We start from the raw sequence: 18,985 nt of genomic DNA, 5'->3' as shown, positions 1-18,985 counted from the left end.
GTCGGGCCCTGTGTTAGCGGCAACAGTCTCACCCGAAACGCGGGCGGGTGCAAGGCCTTGGCCGGCTCTATCCGCGCTGCGGATCGGCCAGCGCGGCGGGGTGCGGCCGGTCCTGCCGGGCGATGACCAGAAGGCCCGCCACGGCGATGATCGCCATGCCGATGGCGATTGCCGGCGACATCGGCTCGTCGAAGAACAGCGCGCCGAACAGGGCGGCGAAGGCGATCTGGGAGTATTGCGTCGGGGCCACCACCACCGGCGGCGCGGCGCGGTAGGCCGCGAACATCAGAAGCGTCCCCACCATCGCGGTGACCGAGACGCCGGCCACGGTCGCAAGATCGGCCAGCGGCATCGGCTGATAGCGGCCGGGCAACAGCAGGAAGGCCGAGACGGTCTGCGCCAGAACGGGATACAGCAGCATCGCGACCGGAGCCTCGACCCCGCCCACCTTGCGCACGATCAGGTAATGCACCGCCGCCAGCACCATCCCGGCGACGGCCGCCAGATGCCCGATCCCGAAGGCAACCCGCCCCGGGTTCAGCGCCACCATGACCCCGATAAGCCCCACGACCACCGCCAGCGCGCCCACCGCATCGACGCGGTCGCCCAGCAGCGGCCAGGCCATCAGCGTCAGGACCAGCGGCAGGGTGAAGAAGATCGCGTAGGCCTCGGCCAGCGGGATCGCGGTGAAGACATAGGTCACCAGAAGCCCGTTGCCGACCAGCGCCAGCGACCGGACCGCCATCAGCCAGGGATGCGCCGGGCGCAGCGGCGCGCGGGTCCGCAGCCAGATCAGACCGATCAGCGGCAGGGTGAAAAGCCCGGCGAAGGCCACGATCTGCACCGCGTGATAGGCGCCGCCCAGATGCTTGATCGTGGCATCCGCGACCGAGAACAGCCCAAAGCCGCCCAGGCCCAGAAGAAGGCCCTTTCCTGTGGGCGACATGGATGCTTCCTTTCAGGATCCGGGGCCGGTGGGGCCCGGCGTCACAAAGTCAGAGGCTCGCGTCCAGCGCGGCGACGATCGCATCGCCCATCTGCGCCGTCGAGACCGGAGTGCCCCCTTCCGGCCCCATCAGGTCGGCGGTGCGGACGCCATCGGCCAGCACCTTCTCTACCGCCTTCTCGACCCGGGTCGCTTCCGCGCCCAGGTCGAAGCTGTAGCGCAGCGCCATGGCGAAGGACAGGATGCAGGCGATCGGGTTGGCCTTGCCCTGGCCCGCGATATCCGGCGCAGACCCGTGCACGGGCTCATACAACGCCTTGGGGCGGCCATTGGCCATCGGCGCGCCCAGGCTGGCCGAGGGCAGCATGCCAAGGCTGCCGGTCAGCATCGCGGCGGCGTCCGACAGAAGGTCGCCGAACAGGTTGTCGGTCACGATCACGTCGAACTGCTTGGGCCAGCGGCACAGCTGCATCGCCCCCGCATCCGCGTACATATGGCTCAGCTCCACATCCGGATAGTCGCGGTCGTGCACTTCCTGCACCACCTCGCGCCAGAGGATGCCGGATTCCATCACATTGGCCTTCTCCATCGAGCAGACCTTGTTCGACCGCTTGCGCGCCAGCTCGAAGGCCGATTTCGCCACGCGGGCAATTTCGGATTCCGTATAGCGCTGGGTGTTGATGCCGACCCGTTCGTTGCCTTCCCTGAAGATGCCGCGCGGCTCGCCGAAATAGACGCCCGAGGTCAGCTCACGCACGATGACGATGTCCAGCCCCGCCACGACCTCGCGCTTCAGGCTGGAGAAATCGGCCAGCGCGTCAAAGCACTGCGCGGGGCGCAGGTTGGAGTAGAGGTCCATCTCCTTGCGCAAGCGCAGAAGGCCGCGCTCGGGTTTGACGGAAAAGTCCAGCTTGTCGTATTTCGGCCCGCCGACGGCCCCCAGCAACACCGCGTCCACCTCCTGCGCCCTGGCCATGGTCGCATCGGTCAGGGGGGTGCCATGCGCGTCATAGGCCGCGCCGCCGACCAGGTCCTCGGACACGTCGAACTGCACGCCGCGCCTGGCCCCCATCCAGCCGATGATCTTCTTCACTTCGGCCATGACTTCGGGGCCGATGCCGTCGCCGGCCAGGATCAGAAGGGACGGGTTCGCCATGACGTGCTCCGCAAGGTGGTGGGTCGCCGTGGCCCTAGCCCTTCGGCCCGGAAGTTTCAAGCGGCGAAGGCGGCGGTCCTGCCGCGCGCTGGCTCAGGGCAGCGCAAGATCGACCCAGACCGGAAAGTGGCGCGAGGCGGTCCCGAGGTCGGGCCAGAGCGGATCATCGGACGCCGGCCAGAGCACGCCCGCGCCGGTCACCTCCAGCCCCGCCGCGGGCAGCACATAATCCAGCCGCAGGCCGCCGAGACCGGCGTAAAGCACCGTGTCCAGCGCGGGGTCCCCGGCATGGTCGGGCTCGGTCCGGCCGTGGCTGCCGCGCGGGGCGGGATCCTGAAGGGCGGGATGGGCCAGCAGGCTGCCGATCCCCTCGCGCAGCCCGTCGCCATCGGCGGGGTCCAGGTTGCCATCGCCCAGCAGGACGAAGGGCGCATCGGGCGGGGGCATCGGCAGCTTTCCCTCCAGGAACAGCCGCCAGAACGCCGCCTCGTCATGGTTGCGGCGGCCGTTGCGGTCCTCGGGCCCGTCGAAGACCGGGGGGGTGGCGTGCCAGGCCAGAAGGTGCAGCGGGCCGTCCGGGGTCAGGACCGGCACGTCCCAGAAGCCGGTCGTCGCCAGGCGCTGAACCGCGGCCAGATCGGGCGGATCGTCGCCCAGCCCGCCGGGCAGGTCGCGCCAGAGAAAGGCCGAAAAGTCCCGCGCTGCGGCCGCGTCCAGGGGCAGCCGCGACAGGACGGCCATTCCGCCCTGACCCGAGAACAGCCCGAAGCCCTGCGCATCGCGCGCATCGCCCGGGCGCCCGTTGCCGTCGATGTCGAAACCGGTCTGCATCCCCGTGTTCGGGCGGAAGGCAAGGCGGTGGGGGTAGGGCGCGCCTGCCGCCTCCAGCCGGTCGGCCAGCAGGCGAAGGGCCACGCCGCCCCGGTCGTAATCCACCACGGTCAGCAGGACCACATCGGCATCCAGCGCGGCCAGCACCCGGACCACGGCAGCGACCTGCGGGTCCTTGCCCTCGGCCAGGTCCTGCACCAGAAGCCCGGGACCCCTGCGGTCCAGACCGACGTTCCAGGTCGCGATGCGCAGGGGATCGGCGGCGGCAGGTCCCGCCAGCAGGGCCAGCGCGACCGAAAGGGCGCAGCACAGGCCGACCGCCCTAGAGATCGTCCTCGTCCTCATCCCGGTTCAGCGCCGAGGGTTCGATCGCGCCCAGGACGGCCAGCTTGGCCGCGCGCTTGATGCGGATCATGTCGGCGATGCGCGCCATCGCGACCGCCCGCATGATCAGGGCCGCCGGCATGTAGGCCCAAAGCGCCATCGTCCAGATCAGCGTCTGCGGCGAGGTCAGCGTCTCGGCCGGGATGCCGCGGGTCAGCACGGCGATCATGGCCGGGATCACGAAGGGCAACAGGAAGCCCACCGCCAGATTGACATGCGAATCGCGCACCAGCCGGTCCACCACATCGCCGCCCGCCGTCGGCTCGAAGGTGGGCAGGTTGACCCAGACGTTGAACGCGCTCTTGGTCGAGGGCCAGCCGGCCAGCTTCAGGACGATGACGAACAGCGCCAGCGAGAAGAGCGACACGATATAGGCCGTGCCTGCCGCCACCTTGACCATCGCCACCTGCGCGGGCGTCGCGTCATCGGCCAGCATGTAGCTGGCCAGCCGCACCGGCGAGTAGGGGAAATCCAGCGCCGAACCGATGACCAGGCCGAGGGCGTGGAACAGCCGGGTGACCGTGGTCGAGGCCTCGAGATCGGCGACGATGGCCGACAGGAAGACGACGACCGTCAGCATCATCAGATAGCGGATGCGGTTGTAGGGCGCGCCGTCGCGGAACTCGATCAGGCTGGGATAGACGGCATTGTATTCGAAGAACACCAGCGCGCCCGCGAACAGCGCGACAAGCGCCACGCTCTGCTTGGTGTCGGTGCCGATGCCGGGCAGGATCATCGAGGGCATCACCACCAGGATCATCACCAGGAAGGCGCGGACCCCGGCGGCCGTGACCCGCGACAGATAGGCCCGCGCCCGGCTGTCGGCGCCGATCACGACGCCCAGCCGCAGCCGGTTGCGCAATCCCTCGATCATCGCCGTCCCGCTTGCCACAATTCGGTCCAATTCTGCCCCGGTCTCTGCCGACTCGCCCTGGTTGAATCGCATCTAGCCCAAGCTTTGTGGCCATTTAAGGGTCAGTCGGTGCCATGAGGTCCGAGTATGGCAGATTTTCCGCACAATCCGGCAGGGTCAGCTTTCGCGGAAGGCGCGGACGAAATAGTCGGTGAAGGGCTTGACCAGATAGGCCAGCGGCGTCCGGCGCCCGGTCTGAAGGAAGACCTCGACCGGCATGCCGGGCAAGAGCACCCGGTCGCCCAGCCGCGCCTGCTCGCCCTCGTCCAGTTGCAGCTCGGCCCGGTAATAGGTGACGCCGGTCTGCGGATCGGTCAGCGCATCGGCCGAGACCAGCGTGACCCGGCCCTTCAGATGCGGCGTGTCGCGGGCCGAGAAGGCGGGAAAGACCAGCTCGGCCGTCTGCCCGACCGCGACCTCGTCGATGTGGATCGGCGCGATGCGGGCGGTGATGACCAGCGGGCGGTCCTGCGGGATCACGAACAGCACCGGATCGGCCGGGCGCAGCACCGCGCGCGGTGTCGTCACCTGAAGGCCCAGCACCACCCCCGACACCGGCGCCCGGATCTCCAGCCGGTCGATGCGTTCGGCCAGCGCCCGCCGGCGCTCGGCCAGTTCCAGGATCATCGGGCCGATCTGGCGCAGCTCGGCCGTGGCCTCCTCGCGGCGGCGCGTGGCGAGGCTGGAGATCTCGATCTCGATCTCGGTCACCTGATCCTCGGTGCGCGCCAGATCGGCCGCCAGTTCTCCCAGTTGCCCTTGCAGCCGCGCCTGTTCGCGTTGCAGCGCCAGCACGGTGCCGGCCTGCGCCAGACCCTTCTCGAACAGGCCCTGCTGCGAGGCCAGCTCGCGTTCGATAAGGTCAAGCTGGGTGGCCAGCGCCGCCTGCTGCGCGGCGATCCCGTTCGATTGTGCCCGGATCTGGTCGATCCGCCGGGTCAGAAGCGCGCGCTGTTCGGCCAGCGTCGCCGCGCGGGCCTCGAACAGGCGCAGCTGCCCGTCGATCTGGGCCGCCACATCGGGCGAGGTTTCGGCCCGGGCCAGCATCTCGGCGGGAAAGTCCGGCGCGGCGGCCCCGTCCCGTTCCGCGATCAGCCGGGCGGAACGGCTGGAAAGCTCGGTCAGCTGGCCCTCGACGATGGCCAGTTCCGACCGCAGCGCCGCCCCGTCCAGCAGCAACAGCGGATCGCCCGCCGCCACGCGCGCACCTTCCGCCACCAGGATCGCCTCGACCACGCCGCCGTCCGGGTGCTGGACGACCTGGCGGTCCTTTTCGACCTCGATCTGCCCCGGGGCGACGATGGCCCCCGCGATGCGGGTCGTCGTGGCCCAGACCCCGAAGCCTGCAACCAGAACCAGGGTCGCAGCCAGGCCTAGAAGCATCGGGCGGCGCATCGAGATCCGCGAGCCGGTCATGCCACACCCCCCGGCGCAGCCGATCGCGCGATGTCGCCGGCGTTCTTCACCGCCTCGCGCAGCACCGCGTCGCGCGGACCGAAGGCGGCGGCGGCCCCTTCGTGCATGACCAGCAAGAGGTCGCATTCCTGGATCGCTGCCGGCCGATGCGCCATGATGAAGACCGAGGCCCCGCGCGCCTTGGCGGTGCGGATCGCCGTGTTCAGCGCGATCGACCCATCGTTGTCAAGGTTCGAATTCGGCTCGTCCAGGATCAACAGGACCGGATCGCCATACAGCGCCCGCGCCAGCCCGATGCGCTGGATCTGGCCGCCGGACAGCTGGCTGCCCATCGTGGCCACCTGGGTGTCATAGCCGTTCGGCAGCTTCAGGATCATCTCATGCGCCGCCGCGGCCCGGGCGGCGGCGACGATCGCGCCGGCCTCGGCCCCCGGTTGCAGGCGGGCGATGTTCTCGGCGATGGTGCCGTCGAACAGCGTCACCCGCTGCGGCAGATAGCCGATATAGCTGCCCAGCCGGTCCGGGTCGTACTGGTCCAGCGTCGCTCCGTCCAGCCGGATGCGCCCGGCCGCGGGCGGCCAGACCCCGGTCAGCGCGCGCGCCAGCGAGGACTTGCCCGACCCCGACGGCCCGATCACCCCCAGCGCCTTGCCGGGCGGCAGGGTGAAGCTGAGATTGCGCAGCACCGGCGCGGTCCCGCCCGGCGGGACGACGGTCAGCGCCTGCACCTCGACCAGGGCCTGCGGGCGCGGCAGTTCGGTCCGCGGCGGCACCGGCGGTGCCTTGGCCAGAAGCTCGGACAGCCGGGTCCGCGCCTGGCCCGCTCGGGTGACGACCGCCCATTGTCCGACCGCCTGCTCCAGCGGTTGCAGCGCCCGGCCCATCAGGATCGAGGTGGCGATCATTGCGCCGGCCGACAGTTCCTCTTGCAGGACCAGCCAGGCGGCAAGCCCCAGCATGGCCGATTGCAGGAACAGCCGGAAGGTCTTGATCAGCACCGAATAGCGCCCCGAGGCATCGGACGCGCGCAGCCCTTCGTCCAGCGCCAGGTCGCGCCGGGCCTTCAGCCGGGCAAAGCCCGCCCCGGCCATCCCCAGCGCCTGCACCAGTTCGGATTCCTGCTTCAGGTTCTCGGCCTGGCGTTCGGCGGCAAGGCCGGCATGGCTGGCCGCGTGCAGCGGGCCCGCCGTCGCCCGCTGGTTCAGCCAGCTGAGCGCGACGATCACCACGGCGCCGGCAAGGGCCAGCCAGCCGAGCCAGGGGTGAAAGACGAAGATCACCGCCACGAACAGCGGCGCCCAGGGGGCGTCGAACAGGGCAAGGATCACGGGCGAGGCCCAGAACCGGGCCAGCGCATCCAGGTCGCGCTGCGCGGCCTGGGCAGGCAGGTCCTGCGGCGCGACCGTCAGGCGGCGGAAGGCCGCCGCCAGCACGCGCTTGTCCAGCCTTTCCTGCAACCGCGCGCCGACCCGGGCCATGATCCGCCCGCGCGCATAGTCCAGAATGCCCATGATGAGGAACAGGAAGGCCATCAGGATCGACAGGGCCAGCAGCGTCTCTTCCGAGCGCGAGACCAGCACCCGGTCGTAGATCTGCAACATGTAAAGCGGTGCCGTCAGCATCAGCAGGTTGACGAGGGCCGAGAACAGGAACGCCGTCGTGAAGGCCTGGCGCGAGGCGGCGCGGGCGGCGGACAGTTCGGCCCGTCCGGGCTGGGTTTCGGCGTTCCGGGTCGCGGTGTCCGACATCTGTCCATCCCTGGCGTCTTCCTGCCGCAGACGGCGCATCTGCCACGGTTGACCGTTGTCATGGTCAGGACGGGGACTTATGGCTTGGCCTGCGGCGATCGGACACTAGTCTAAGCTGCGTCGAGGCCGGACAGTAGGGGCATGGGTCTGAACATTCCATTGATTTCCGGGAAGGTCCCGCCGATTTCGGCCCTCGTGATGTCGGCCTGCCTGCTTGTGGCCGCCTGCGGTGCGCCCTCGGGCCGCGATGCGATCAACGACCCGTTCGAACCGGCAAACCGCACGGTGCACGGCTTCAACAAGGCCGTGGACCGCAGCCTGGTCGCTCCGGCGGCAAGGGGCGTGGGCGTTGTGCCCGAGCCGGTCAGGCAGGGCATCGACAACCTCGCCGACACGCTGGGCCTGCCGGGCGACATCGCCAACAACCTCCTCCAGCTGCGCCTGGCCGATGCCGGGCAGAACACGCTGCGGCTGGGCATGAACCTGACCTTCGGCGTGGCAGGGCTGTTCGACTTCTCCTCGGCCATCGGACTTGCCGGCAAGCCGACCGACTTCGGCGAGACCCTGCATGTCTGGGGCGTGGGCGAGGGGCCCTATCTGGAACTGCCGCTGGCCGGACCCTCCACCGCCCGCGACGCGGTGGGGATGGTCGTGGACACCGTCTTCGACCCCGTGGGCCGCGCCCTGCCCGTGCGCGAGGCCAACGCGGCGCGCGTCATCCGGCTCATCTCACGGCTTGGTGATCGCAACCGCTTCTCGGCCACGGTGGATTCCGTCCTATATGACAGCGCAGACAGCTATGCCCAGGCGCGGCTCCTCTACCTTCAGAACCGGCGCTTCCAGCTGGCGCGGGGCAAGGCGGCAGGCGGTGCGGAGGGCGCCGGCGACGACGCATTCATCGATCCCTACGAGGACCCCTATGCAGACTGACATCCCCCTCTCGCGCCGGGCCTTCGCGGCCGGCCTTGCGGCCGCAGCGGCGCTTGCCGCGCTGCCCGGACCGGCCCTGGCCCTCACGGCCGAAGCGGCCAAGGATCTGGTTGTCAGGACGGTCGACGACGTCAACAGGATCATCAATTCCGGCAAGTCCGAAAGCGCGATGCTGAAGGATTTCGAGAAGCTCTTCGCCAGCTATGCCGATGTGCCCACCATCGCGCGGTCGGTTCTGGGGACGGCGGCGCGTTCGGCCTCCAAGGCGCAGATGGCGGCCTATACCAGCGCCTTCCAGGGCTATATCAGTCGCAAATACGGCCGCCGGTTCCGCGAGTTCCAGGGCGGACGGATCGAGGTGGCCGGCGCCCGCGCGGTGAAAAGCTATTTCGAGGTCGTCTCGACGGCCCGCCTGAAGGGTCAGGCCCCCTTCGAGGTCCGCTGGCATGTCTCGGACAAGGCCGGCAAGAGCCTGTTCTTCAACATCATCATCGAGGGCGTGAACATGCTCTCCTCCGAGCGCACCGAAATGGGCGCGCTGCTGGACCAGCGCAAGGGCGATCTCGACCGGCTGATCGCGGACCTCCAGACGCTCTGACCCGGCGCTCAGCCCCGCCGCTCCGCGTGCGACTTCGTCTTCTCATTGCGGGCCCTGCGCCCGCAAGGCGTGACCCGGCCCTCTGCCAGCGCGTCCCAAGGCCGGCCGTCGCGCCTCAGTTGCCGTTCAGCAGGGCTTCGATCCGGCTGGCCAGGTCGTCATCGCGGACCGGGCCCTCCATCACCGCGCCAAGGGGCGGGACGCCCTCGTAGATCGGCACGCTTTCGCCGGTCACCGGGTCCTCGTAGAACTGGCCGTTGAAGACCGGGGCGTCGGGGTCGTCGAAATAGGGCACGTCCTCGGCGCTGATCGCGCCTTCGCCAGCGCCTTCGCCGATCGGCGCGAAGGTGCTGTCCGGGATCTCCTTGATCAGCGGCTTCGGCGGCACGCCTTCGTTGATCCGCACCATGACCTCGTGCCAGATCTCGGCCGGCAGGCCGCCGCCGGTGACGCCGGTCAGCGGCCGGTTGTCGTCATAGCCCATCCAGACCCCCACGACGTAATCCGCGGTGAAGCCCACGAACCAGGCGTCGCGCGCGCTTTGCGTGGTGCCGGTCTTGCCGGCGGCCTCGCGGTCCTTCAGCCGCGCGCGGGTGCCGGTGCCGCCGTTCAGCACCTCGGTCATCATGTAGGTCAGCGCATGCGCCGCCTTCTCGCTGATCACCCGCTCGCCGATGCCGCCGCCCGCGCCGAACAGGGGCTCGTCCATCCCCTTCAGCTTCAGCGCCTGCAAGCCGTAGGGCGAAACCGCCGAGCCGCCGTTCAGGATGCCCGCGAAGGCGCCGGTCATGTCGATCAGCGTCGATTCCGACACCCCCAGCGCCAGGGCGGGGCCGTTGGCGAAATTCTGCGCCAGGCCGAAATCGGTCGCCACCCGCTTGACCAGGTCGCGGCCCACCGCCTCGGAGACCCGCACCGCCGGGATGTTGCGGCTTTCGGCCAGGGCCTGGGTCAGCGTGATGGTGCCCTTGAACTTGCGGTCGTAATTCTGCGGACACCAGTCGCCCGACCCGGGCGTGTAGATGCACATCGGGCTGTCCTCGACCAGGTCCATCGGGCTGTAGCCCAGATCCATCGCCACGGCATAGACGAAGGGCTTGAAGGTCGATCCGGTCTGCCGCAGCGCCTGGGTCGCGCGGTTGAAATCGCCCGCGTTCGGCACGTTGCGCCCGCCGACCATGGCACGCACCGCGCCGTCCGCGCTCATCACCACGATGGCCGCCTGCGCCTCGGACCCGGCCTTGACCTTGGTATCAAAGACCCATTTCAGCGCCTCTTCCGCCTTGCGCTGGATGTCGGGGTCCAGCGTCGTCTCGATGATGACATCCTCGGTCGTGTCGCGCGCCAGGTAGTCGGGCGTGGTCTCCATCACCCAGTCGGCGAAATAGCCGCCGGCGCGCTGCCTGGCCGCCTTGGACAGGACCGCGGGATTGGCCCGTGCCTCGTCGGCCTGGGCCTTGGTCAGATAGCCCTGCTCCTCCATCAGCCCGATGACCACCGCGGCCCGGCTCCGGGCGCGTTCCAGGCTTGCCGTCGGCGCGAAGGTGGACGGCGCCTTCAGCAGCCCCGCCAGCATCGCCGCCTCGGCCGCGTTCACCTCTTTCGCCGACTTGCCGAAATAGCGCTGCGCCGCCGCCTCGAAGCCGCGCGCCCCCGCGCCCAGATAGGCGCGGTTGATGTAGATGGTCAGGATCTCTTCCTTGGTATATTTCGCCTCCATCGCCATGGCGAAGGGGACTTCCTTCAGCTTGCGCCAGATGCCCCCCTTGCGGCAGTCCTTCTCGTAGTCGGCTTCCGACTTCCAGACTGCCGGGTCCCATTTCACGCCCAGGCACAGCAGCTTGGCGGTCTGCTGGGTGATGGTCGAACCCCCGTTGCCCTCGAAGGCGCCGCGGCCTTCGGACAGGTTGATCCGGATCGCGCTGGCGATGCCGCGGGGCGAGATGCCGAGATGCCAGTAGAACCGCTTGTCCTCGGTCGCGACGATGGCGTCGTGCAGGACCTTCGCCACGCTGTCCGCCGTCACCATGCCGAAGGTTTCGCCGCGCCAGGCAAAGACCTCGCCGTTGCGGTCCAGCATGGTCACCGAACCCCGGGCGCGGCCGTCGATCAGGGCATCGACCTCGGGCAACTGGGCGTAGAAGTAGCCGACGATCCCGCCGTAGACCAGAAGGCCGATGGCTGTGGTCCGCCACACAAGGCCCCAGAGCACCCGCCAGAGCGCCAGGAACAGGCCCATGATCAGCCCGTGCTGCCGCGCCGGCCGGCCGCGGCGCGTCCGCCCGCGCGGCGCCTTCGGACTTTTCGGCGGGGCAGGCTTTCGTGGTCCGCCGGTCGCCGCACCGGCAGAGGCGCCCGCGCGCGCCGAAGGGTATCTCTTGTCCGCCACAAGGGGGCCGCGCCCCCGGTTTCCAGTTGCCATGCCTGCCCTTGCCAATCGTCAGCCTGGGCCGTTCCCGCCCGTTTGGCGGGCACATTATCCCGGATTTGCCGGAAAGCGAAGTCGGGCAGGCCACGATTCGCATTCGATAGGCGCCTAAAAATCAGGCGATTGTCGAAATAAGTGCAAAAAATGTGCACCAATCCCCGGATCTGCGGCGCTGAAGGGCCACCGTTTCTTGTGCATGCGCAGCCTTCGCCTGCCTCATGACTGGCGAAGGGCCCACCTCTGGGTGCCTGCCAAAGACAGAGGGGAAACACGTGAAGCTCATCATTGCAGCAATCAAGCCGTTCAAGCTCGAGGAGGTGCGCGAGGCGCTGACCGCCATCGGCGTGCGCGGCATGATGGTGACCGAGATCAAGGGGTTCGGCAGCCAGTCGGGGCACACCGAAATCTACCGCGGCGCGGAATATGCCGTGAACTTCGTGCCGAAGGTCCGGCTGGAGATCGTCGTCTCCGATGCGCTGTCCGATCAGGTCGTGGCGACGATCCAGAAGACCGCCAGGACGGACAAGATCGGCGACGGAAAGATCTTCGTCCTGGACGTTGAACATGCTGTGCGGGTGCGCACCGGCGAAACCGATGACGACGCGCTGTGATCGGCGGGGGAAAAGGGGAAACACCTGACATGAAGATGCAATCGAAACTCGCTGGCCTGGGCGCGCTGTCCGCTGCGCTCTTCGCCAGCCTGCCCGCCCGGGCGCAGGAAGCCGCCGCCGAGGCGACCGAAGCCGCCGCAGAAGCGGCCGCCGAGGTCGTCCCCGTGATGGACAAGGGCGACGTCAGCTGGATGATGATCTCGACCGTCCTCGTCCTGTTCATGACCCTGCCGGGCCTGGCGCTGTTCTACGGCGGGCTGGTGCGGTCGAAGAACATGCTGTCGATCCTGATGCAGACGACCGCCATCGCCTGCGTCATGATGATCGTCTGGGTCGTCTACGGCTATTCCTTCGCCTTCGGCGGCTCGACCTCGCCCTGGTGGGGCGGCACGGGCAAGCTGTTCCTGTCGGGCGTCACCGCCGACAGCATGGCGGCGACCTTCTCGGACGGCTACGTCATCCCGGAATACCTGTTCATCGCCTTCCAGATGACCTTCGCCGCGATCACGCCCGCGCTGATCATCGGCGCCTTTGCGGAACGGGTGAAGTTCGGCTCGATCCTGGTCTTCTCGGTCCTCTGGGGCACCTTCTCCTACTTCCCGATCGCCCATATGGTCTGGGACGGGGCGGGCTATCTCTATGGCAAGGGCGCCATCGACTTTGCCGGCGGCACCGTGGTCCACATCAACGCCGGGATCGCGGCGCTGGTCGGCGCCATCGTGATCGGCCCGCGCGTGGGCTACGGCAAGGACAACATGGCCCCGCATTCCATGGTCATGACCATGATCGGCGCCTCGATGCTCTGGGTCGGCTGGTTCGGCTTCAACGTCGGCTCGAACCTTGAAGCCAACGGCGGCGCGGCGCTGGCGATGATCAACACCTTCATCTGCACCGCCGCCGCGACGCTGGCCTGGTGCGCGATCGAGAGTGTGCAGCGCGGCAAGGCGTCCATGCTGGGCGCGGCCTCGGGGATCATCACCGGCCTTGTCGCCGTGACCCCGGCCTGCGGCACCATCGGCCCGATGGGGGCGATCCTTCTGGGCGTGCTTGCGACGCTGGCCAGCTACTTCTTCGTCACCGTGGTCAAGCTGAAGATGAAGTACGACGACAGCCTGGACGTCTTCGGCATCCACGGCGTGGCCGGCATCGTCGGCGCGGTCCTGACCGGCGTGCTGACCGCCTCGACCTTCGGCGGCACCGGCGGCGACGACTTCGCCATCGGCGCGCAGCTCTGGGTCCAGATCGAGGGCGTGCTGATCACCATCGTCTGGTCCGCCGTGGTCGCGTTCCTCGCCTTCAAGCTGGTGGACATGACCATGGGCCTGCGGGTGGACAGCGACACCGAGCGCCAGGGTCTGGACCTCACCAGCCACGGCGAGCAGGCCTACCACTCGTAAGGCACGACCCGGCGGCGGACACTCCTCCCTCCCTGTCCGCCACCGAACCAGGACGGCCCGCGGGATCTTCCCCCGCGGGCCGCTCTCGTTTCCGTCGCGCCGCCTTGGCCCGCCGCGCGCAATGGCCTAGGCTGGCCGCATCGGGACAGGAGACGCGACAATGACCACCACCTGGCAATTCTGGGCCGTCCTCTCCGCCACCTTCGCCGCGCTGACCGCGATCTTCGTCAAGATCGGCGTCAGCGGCCTGCCCTCGGACTATGTTGTCACGCTTCTGCGCACCTGCGTCGTCCTCGCTGTCCTCGCGCTGATCGTCGCCGCGACGGGCCAGTGGCAGAACCCGGCCCGCGTGTCCTGGACCACGCTCGGCGCCATCGTGCTGTCGGGCCTCGCCACCGGGGCGTCCTGGCTCTGCTACTTCCGCGCGCTGAAACTGGGCGACGCCTCGCGCGTGGCCCCGATCGACAAGCTCAGTGTCGTCCTCGTCGCCATCTTCGCCGCGATCTTCCTGGGTGAAAGGCTGTCAGCGGTGAACTGGGCCGGGGTCGTCCTGATCGCGGCAGGTGCCGTCCTCGTGGCTGTAAAAGTCTGACGCCCCCAATTGGACACAGCCGTCGCGCAAACAGGAACTCCGCTCAAGGGCGTCGCGCTGGTCGTGGCGGCGACGCTCCTCTTCGCGACGGGAGACACCCTGGGCAAGCACCTGTCGATGCTCTACGCCGCGACGATGGTCCTTTCCGCCCGCTACCTCATCAACCTCGTCCTCGTCCTTGTCACCATGTGGCCCCGCCATCGCAGCGCCGTCTGGGCGACGCACCGCACCGGCCTTGTCCTGTTGCGCGGCGCTCTCCTCGCCGTTGCCACCGTCACCATGCTCCTCTCCCTCCGCGTGATGCCGGTGGCCGAGACGGTGGCGCTGATCTACATCACCCCCGTCCTCCTGATGCTCGCCTCCGGGCCGATCCTTGGCGAGCGGGTGCCGCTGATCGGCTGGATCAGCGCCGCGCTCGGCTTTGCCGGGGTCCTCCTAATCGCCCGCCCCGGCAGCGGGCTTGACCCCTGGGGCGTCGCGCTCTGCCTTGTGAACGCCGTCCTCGGCACCGGCTACCACCTCCTGACCCGCATCCTGACCCGGACCGAGACGACGATGGCGCTTCTCTTCCACACCGCGCTGGTGGGGTCGGTCCTGTCCGTGGGCGCGACGCTGGTGATCGGGGGCGAGACGATGCCGACGCTGCCCGACATCGGCCTGATCCTCCTCTACGGCACCTGCGCGACGGTCGGCCATCTCCTCCTGACCTCGGCCTACCGCGAGGCCCCGGCCTCCACCCTGGCCCCGGTCAACTACATGCACATCGCCTTCGCCACGCTGCTTGGCTGGCTGGTGTTCCGGCACCTGCCCGACGCGCTGGGCTTCACCGGCATGGCCCTGATCGCCACCGCAGGAGTGCTGGCCGCCTGGCAGGCAAGCCGGTAGAGCACGCCAAGCTTGTGCCATTCAGGCAGAGACCGCCTCAGCCCCTTGCACCGCGCACAGCTTTCCCTTCCCCAAACATCCCCGCCGGAGGCCTCCGAGCCGTTTTGTGTCCTTCACACAAAACGGCGAGACAAATAGTCTTCGCGCCGAAGGCGCTCGATATGACAACCGCCCCCACCCGCAAAGCGTTAACAAACGCTGAACGCCCACAGCCAACCCATTGATTCACAAGGCCTGCAAAACCGCGCCACGCGCGGCGCGCTTCAGAAGAACCCCCGCGGGATCAGCCGGTGCTCCCAGGCGTCCCGCTCCAGCTCCTCCCGGAAATCCGGGTGTGCGATCGAGATCAGCGCCCGCGCCCGCTCGGCAATCGACCGGCCTTTCAGGTTCACCATCCCGTATTCGGTGACCACATACATCATGTCCGTCCGGGGCGTCGTCACCACGTTGCCGCGGGTCAGCGCCGTCACGATCCGGCTCCGCCGCTCCCCCTTCTTCTCGTAGGTCGAGGCGAGGCACATGAAGCTTTTCCCGCCCTTCGACCCATAGGCCCCCCGCACGAACTGCAACTGCCCCCCCGTGCCCGAGATATGCCGGAACCCGTCCGTCTCCGACGCCGCCTGGCCTTGCAGGTCGATCTGGGTCGTGTTGTTGATCGACACCACCCGGTCGTTCCGCATGATGGTGTGGGGAAGGTTCGTGTAATCGACCGGATGGAACTCCACCTCCGGGTTCCGGTCGATGAAGTCGTACAGATACTGCGCCCCCAAGGCGAAGGTGCAGACCATCTTCCCCGGGTTCAGCTGCTTCCGCGCCCCCGTCACCCGCCCCGCCCGATAGAGGTCCACGATCCCGTCCGTCATCATCTCGGTATGGATCCCCAGATCCGAAACCGGGCTTTCCGCCAAGAGCGAACAGACCGCATTCGGCATCCCCCCGATCCCGATCTGCAGGCAGGCGCCGTCCTCCACCTCCGCCGCGATCAGCCGGGCCACGGCCTTGTCGACCTCGGTCGCCGGTGCCTTCGGCAGTTCGGCCATCGGGCGGTCATACCCCGGGATGATGTAGTCCACCTCCGAGACATGCACCCCGGTCCCTTCGCCCATCACATAGGGTAGCGTCGGCGTCTCCTCGACGATCACGACCTTGCCGCGTTCGACCAGGGCCCGCATCCACAGCGTGTTCGGGCCGAAGTTGAAGAAGCCCCTCTCATCCATCGGCGCGGTCTTGAAGACCACGATGTCCGGCGGGTCGATGAAGCGGCGGTAGTAGTCGGGGACCTCGCCCAGGTTCACCGGCAGGTAATGCGCCATCCCGGCGTCATGCTTCCGGCGGTCGTAGCCGGAGAAGTGGGTCGAGAACCAGTGGACATGCCGCGCCTCCGGGTCCGCCTCCAGCACGGCGCGGGGGCGGGCGGTGAGGACCGACCGGAACCGCAGGTTCGTCACCTCGCCCAGCCGCGCCGCCAGGGCCTCGTCGAAGGCGTCGGGCTGGCCCAGCACCGCGCCGTAGTCCAGCCACATCCCCGACCGGACCAGCCCCGCCGCCTCTTCGGCCGTGATCCGCCTTGCTGCCTTGGCCATCGCGATTCTCCCTGCGCCCCGAGCCGCATCAGGACTCGGCACCCTTGCAGAGGTTATCGGCGCAAAACGGGGTTGAGGCTAGACAAAGCTCATCCGGTGCCGGTCATGGCGCGCGATCAGGCGGGCGATCCGGGCATCGCGCACCACCTTGCAGGCCGGGCTGGCGACCGCGTCGATCAGGCCTGGGAAGAGCGTCTCGATCTCTTCCAGCGCCTCCGGCCCGGTCAGCAGCGTCTCGCTGGATGCGCCTTCGGCAAAGATGATCTCGTGCCGGTCGGTCAGCAGGTGGAAATAGTCCACCGACCCACCGGTTTCCTCCAAAGAGGCCCCGGCCAGGCCCAGCAGCTTGACGGCAGGCACGAGAACCTCTTTCGTGCCGAACATCCGTTCGACCACCGGGCTGCAAAGCAACATGCGGTGCTGACGCGACACCAGGAGGTCGCGCCGCGGCAGGCCCCGGCCAAGCGCCCCCCGCGCAAGGCGCACGGGTGCCAGCGTGCCCCGCGCGGCAGCCCGGCTGCATCCGATCCAGCGGATGGGTTGGGCGCCGTTGTCCCGCGTGGTCACAAGGTCGCCCGGGCGCAGATCCTCGATCGGCCTTTCGCCGTCCGGGGTAAGGATGCGAGTGCCGCGCACATAGCAGATCAGGTAGTTCCACGTCTCGCGGATGGCGTTCATGCCGGTGAACGTGTTGCCGTTCAGGCTGTCCAGCGTCAGCGAGCGGATCGGCTTGGCCTCCATCGCCGCCTGGTCGGCATTCGCCGAGAATTCCGGCGCCCAGTAGGTGTTGCCCGCCGTGTCCTGGAAGATGACGGCCGTGATCGTCGCCGTGGTGCCATCCAGATAGGTGATGGTCGCGTTGTAGTTCGCTGCGCCGTCGAAGGTTTGCAGCGGCCCGCCATTGATGCGGAACGTGTCGTTCGACAACGAGTTGTTCATGTCGTAGACATTGGCCGTACCGCCGTTGAACGACCCGGGGGTCAACACCGCCGCGGTGTTCAGCAGCGGGTTCGACATCGTGCCAAAGCTCAGTCCGACCAGCGCCGAGGCATCTTCCGCGACCTGATTGCCTTCCGTGGGGTCGATGATCGGCTGCACGCCCAACTGGAAGACGTTGAATGTTGTCGGCATTTCGAGCTGCCTCTTACCAAGCTGTCACCTTTACCCTGTGACTGTGACGTAAATTTCTGGTTGAAAGAAGGAAAGATTTGGACATCTGGCGAACGTTTGCGCAGGTCGCGGCCGGGGCAAAGGGGGCGCAGCCCCGCGCGGGGCGACCGTGGTGAGACGCTGACGCGGGTCCGGTGTGAACCGGACCGGACCGATGCGAGTCCCGATTCGGGAGGCTTGTGGTTGGCGGTCCGGTCAGATCACCTGCGCGATGGCGGCGGCCAGAACCGGGACGGTCTGCGCGTTCAGCCCCGCGATGTTGATGCGGCTGTCGCCGACCATGTAGATGCCATGATCTTCGCGCAGGCGGTTGACCTGCGCCTCGGTCAGGCCGAGGCGGCTGAACATTCCGCGATGCGCCGCCACGAAGTCGAAGCGGTCAGAGTTCGTCGCCCGGCGCAGGGCATCGGCCAGCTGCCGGCGCAAGGACAGCATGTTCTGGCGCACCTCCTCCAACTCGGCCTTCCAATCGGCGGTCAGCGCGGGGTCCTCGAGGATCATCGTCACCAGCCGCGCGCCGTGGTCGGGGGGGAAGCTGTAGTTCTGCCGGTTCAGGAAGTTCAGGTTGCCCTGCACCACCGCCTTGCGCTCCGCGCTGGTCAGCGCGATCAGGATGCCGGTGCGTTCGCGGTAGATGCCGAAGTTCTTCGAGCAACTGGCGGCGATCAGCACCTCGGGGAAGGCAGCGGCAATCTTGCGGGTCGCCTCGGCATCGGCGTCCAGCCCGTCGCCGAAGCCCTGATAGGCCAGATCGACGAAGGGCACGGCACCTTTCCGTTGCAAAAGCGCGATCACCTGATCCCACTGGTCCGCATCAAGGTTCGCGCCCGTGGGGTTGTGGCAGCAACCGTGCAGCAGCACCGCATCGCCCGCCGCCACGCCTTCGAGGTCGGCCATCAGACCGGCAAAGTCGATGCCCGAGGTGGCCACATCGAAGTAGCGATACTCGACCCCGGTCATGCCCAGGTATTTCACGATCGAGGGATGGTTCGGCCAGGTCGGCGCCGACAGCCAGACGCGCGCCTTGGGGTTCGCCATGCGGATCAGTTCCAGCGCCTGCCGGATCGCGCCGGTCCCGCCCGGGGTCGCCACCGAGGCCGCGCGGTCAGCGTGGCCGTCGCCGAGGATCATGTTCACCAGCGCCGCGTTGTAGGCCGGTTCTCCCGCAAGGCCGGTGTAGGTCTTGGTGGTCTCCGTCTCCCACAGCTGCTTTTCGGCCGCCTTGACCGCGCGCATCACCGGGATCAGGCCGTTTGCGTCCTTGTAGACGCCGACGCCAAGGTCGATCTTGCTGCTCCGCGGGTCCTCACGGAACATGGCGATGAGTTGCAGGATCTTGTCCTGCGGCTGGGGATGAAGCGTTTCGAGCATGGGATTTCCCGGGGTTCTGGACGCCC

The 18,985-nt window shown here is 68.2% G+C and carries 16 protein-coding genes; 6 read left to right on the top strand and 10 right to left on the bottom strand.

Translation table 11 applies throughout. The features are described 5' to 3' along the window. Positions 1 to 67: 67 nt before the first annotated feature. From G8O29_RS06225 to G8O29_RS06200, 6 genes are all read right to left on the bottom strand, one after another. Positions 68 to 946 (bottom strand): DMT family transporter, encoded by an 879-nt coding sequence (locus G8O29_RS06225; RefSeq protein ID WP_166402370.1) that lies wholly within the window; start codon positions 944 to 946, stop codon positions 68 to 70. Between the two features lie 49 nt (positions 947 to 995). After that, positions 996 to 2,102: a 3-isopropylmalate dehydrogenase gene (gene leuB / locus G8O29_RS06220; RefSeq protein WP_166402369.1), complete on the bottom strand. Its 1,107-nt coding sequence runs from the start codon at positions 2,100 to 2,102 to the stop codon at positions 996 to 998. 93 nt (positions 2,103 to 2,195) lie between these two features. After that, positions 2,196 to 3,278: an endonuclease/exonuclease/phosphatase family protein gene (locus tag G8O29_RS06215; RefSeq protein WP_166402368.1), complete on the bottom strand. Its 1,083-nt coding sequence runs from the start codon at positions 3,276 to 3,278 to the stop codon at positions 2,196 to 2,198. After that, complete coding sequence (locus G8O29_RS06210) at positions 3,256 to 4,191, bottom strand: hypothetical protein (protein WP_242678923.1); 936 nt, start codon at positions 4,189 to 4,191, stop codon at positions 3,256 to 3,258. The genes G8O29_RS06215 and G8O29_RS06210 overlap by 23 nt, the downstream gene beginning before the upstream one ends. A gap of 156 nt (positions 4,192 to 4,347) precedes the next feature. Beyond that, entirely contained in the window at positions 4,348 to 5,646 is a 1,299-nt protein-coding gene (locus G8O29_RS06205) for an HlyD family type I secretion periplasmic adaptor subunit (protein ID WP_166402367.1), read from the bottom strand. After that, a complete protein-coding gene (locus G8O29_RS06200) occupies positions 5,643 to 7,394 on the bottom strand; it encodes a type I secretion system permease/ATPase (RefSeq protein WP_166402366.1) in 1,752 nt (583 codons plus the stop codon). The genes G8O29_RS06205 and G8O29_RS06200 overlap by 4 nt, the downstream gene beginning before the upstream one ends. Before the next feature lie 198 nt (positions 7,395 to 7,592). Here G8O29_RS06200 and G8O29_RS06195 point away from each other — a divergent pair, with 198 nt between their 5' ends. Both G8O29_RS06195 and G8O29_RS06190 read left to right on the top strand, forming a co-directional pair. Next, positions 7,593 to 8,324: an MlaA family lipoprotein gene (locus G8O29_RS06195; RefSeq protein ID WP_242678922.1), complete on the top strand. Its 732-nt coding sequence runs from the start codon at positions 7,593 to 7,595 to the stop codon at positions 8,322 to 8,324. Beyond that, positions 8,314 to 8,922: an MlaC/ttg2D family ABC transporter substrate-binding protein gene (locus G8O29_RS06190; RefSeq protein WP_166402364.1), complete on the top strand. Its 609-nt coding sequence runs from the start codon at positions 8,314 to 8,316 to the stop codon at positions 8,920 to 8,922. The genes G8O29_RS06195 and G8O29_RS06190 overlap by 11 nt, the downstream gene beginning before the upstream one ends. A 115-nt stretch (positions 8,923 to 9,037) precedes the next feature. On the opposite strand, the gene G8O29_RS06185 is transcribed toward G8O29_RS06190, so the two are convergent. After that, on the bottom strand, positions 9,038 to 11,344 hold the full coding sequence (locus tag G8O29_RS06185; RefSeq protein WP_166402363.1) for a transglycosylase domain-containing protein: 2,307 nt from the start codon (positions 11,342 to 11,344) through the stop codon (positions 9,038 to 9,040). A gap of 278 nt (positions 11,345 to 11,622) precedes the next feature. Here G8O29_RS06185 and G8O29_RS06180 point away from each other — a divergent pair, with 278 nt between their 5' ends. The 4 genes from G8O29_RS06180 (at position 11,623) to G8O29_RS06165 (ending at position 14,835) form a co-directional block, all read left to right on the top strand. Then, positions 11,623 to 11,961: a P-II family nitrogen regulator gene (locus G8O29_RS06180; protein WP_166402362.1), complete on the top strand. Its 339-nt coding sequence runs from the start codon at positions 11,623 to 11,625 to the stop codon at positions 11,959 to 11,961. Positions 11,962 to 11,990: 29 nt separating this feature from the next. Further along, positions 11,991 to 13,358 (top strand): ammonium transporter, encoded by a 1,368-nt coding sequence (locus tag G8O29_RS06175; RefSeq protein WP_166402361.1) that lies wholly within the window; start codon positions 11,991 to 11,993, stop codon positions 13,356 to 13,358. A gap of 160 nt (positions 13,359 to 13,518) precedes the next feature. After that, a complete protein-coding gene (locus tag G8O29_RS06170) occupies positions 13,519 to 13,950 on the top strand; it encodes an EamA family transporter (protein ID WP_166402360.1) in 432 nt (143 codons plus the stop codon). A 9-nt stretch (positions 13,951 to 13,959) separates the two neighbouring features. Further along, entirely contained in the window at positions 13,960 to 14,835 is an 876-nt protein-coding gene (locus G8O29_RS06165) for a DMT family transporter (RefSeq protein WP_166402359.1), read from the top strand. A 263-nt stretch (positions 14,836 to 15,098) separates the two neighbouring features. Here G8O29_RS06165 and G8O29_RS06160 read toward each other — a convergent pair whose 3' ends face one another. The 3 genes from G8O29_RS06160 to G8O29_RS06150 all read right to left on the bottom strand — a co-directional run bounded on the left by G8O29_RS06160 (position 15,099) and on the right by G8O29_RS06150 (position 18,959). After that, positions 15,099 to 16,418 (bottom strand): acetyl-CoA hydrolase/transferase family protein, encoded by a 1,320-nt coding sequence (locus tag G8O29_RS06160; RefSeq protein WP_166402358.1) that lies wholly within the window; start codon positions 16,416 to 16,418, stop codon positions 15,099 to 15,101. 78 nt (positions 16,419 to 16,496) lie between these two features. After that, on the bottom strand, positions 16,497 to 17,549 hold the full coding sequence (locus tag G8O29_RS06155; protein WP_166402357.1) for a Hint domain-containing protein: 1,053 nt from the start codon (positions 17,547 to 17,549) through the stop codon (positions 16,497 to 16,499). A gap of 234 nt (positions 17,550 to 17,783) precedes the next feature. After that, a complete protein-coding gene (locus G8O29_RS06150; protein ID WP_166402356.1) occupies positions 17,784 to 18,959 on the bottom strand; it encodes an amino acid aminotransferase in 1,176 nt (391 codons plus the stop codon). Between the last annotated feature and the right edge of the window lie 26 nt (positions 18,960 to 18,985).

Origin of the sequence: Rhodobacter calidifons (assembly GCF_011174775.1) — a bacterium.
Taxonomy (GTDB): Bacteria; Pseudomonadota; Alphaproteobacteria; order Rhodobacterales; family Rhodobacteraceae; genus Tabrizicola; species Tabrizicola calidifons.
This window is presented reverse-complemented; position numbering and strand designations above follow the sequence as displayed.

What these genes read in the sequence shown, in the direction of transcription:
- G8O29_RS06225 (WP_166402370.1), bottom strand. Translation starts at nt 946, where the DNA reads ATGTCGCCCACAGGAAAGGGCCTTCTTCTGGGCCTGGGCGGCTTTGGG.
- leuB (WP_166402369.1), bottom strand. Translation starts at nt 2,102, where the DNA reads ATGGCGAACCCGTCCCTTCTGATCCTGGCCGGCGACGGCATCGGCCCC.
- G8O29_RS06215 (WP_166402368.1), bottom strand. Translation starts at nt 3,278, where the DNA reads ATGAGGACGAGGACGATCTCTAGGGCGGTCGGCCTGTGCTGCGCCCTT.
- G8O29_RS06210 (WP_242678923.1), bottom strand. Translation starts at nt 4,191, where the DNA reads ATGATCGAGGGATTGCGCAACCGGCTGCGGCTGGGCGTCGTGATCGGC.
- G8O29_RS06205 (WP_166402367.1), bottom strand. Translation starts at nt 5,646, where the DNA reads ATGACCGGCTCGCGGATCTCGATGCGCCGCCCGATGCTTCTAGGCCTG.
- G8O29_RS06200 (WP_166402366.1), bottom strand. Translation starts at nt 7,394, where the DNA reads ATGTCGGACACCGCGACCCGGAACGCCGAAACCCAGCCCGGACGGGCC.
- G8O29_RS06195 (WP_242678922.1), top strand. Translation starts at nt 7,593, where the DNA reads ATGTCGGCCTGCCTGCTTGTGGCCGCCTGCGGTGCGCCCTCGGGCCGC.
- G8O29_RS06190 (WP_166402364.1), top strand. Translation starts at nt 8,314, where the DNA reads ATGCAGACTGACATCCCCCTCTCGCGCCGGGCCTTCGCGGCCGGCCTT.
- G8O29_RS06185 (WP_166402363.1), bottom strand. Translation starts at nt 11,344, where the DNA reads ATGGCAACTGGAAACCGGGGGCGCGGCCCCCTTGTGGCGGACAAGAGA.
- G8O29_RS06175 (WP_166402361.1), top strand. Translation starts at nt 11,991, where the DNA reads ATGAAGATGCAATCGAAACTCGCTGGCCTGGGCGCGCTGTCCGCTGCG.
- G8O29_RS06170 (WP_166402360.1), top strand. Translation starts at nt 13,519, where the DNA reads ATGACCACCACCTGGCAATTCTGGGCCGTCCTCTCCGCCACCTTCGCC.
- G8O29_RS06160 (WP_166402358.1), bottom strand. Translation starts at nt 16,418, where the DNA reads ATGGCCAAGGCAGCAAGGCGGATCACGGCCGAAGAGGCGGCGGGGCTG.
- G8O29_RS06155 (WP_166402357.1), bottom strand. Translation starts at nt 17,549, where the DNA reads ATGCCGACAACATTCAACGTCTTCCAGTTGGGCGTGCAGCCGATCATC.
- G8O29_RS06150 (WP_166402356.1), bottom strand. Translation starts at nt 18,959, where the DNA reads ATGCTCGAAACGCTTCATCCCCAGCCGCAGGACAAGATCCTGCAACTC.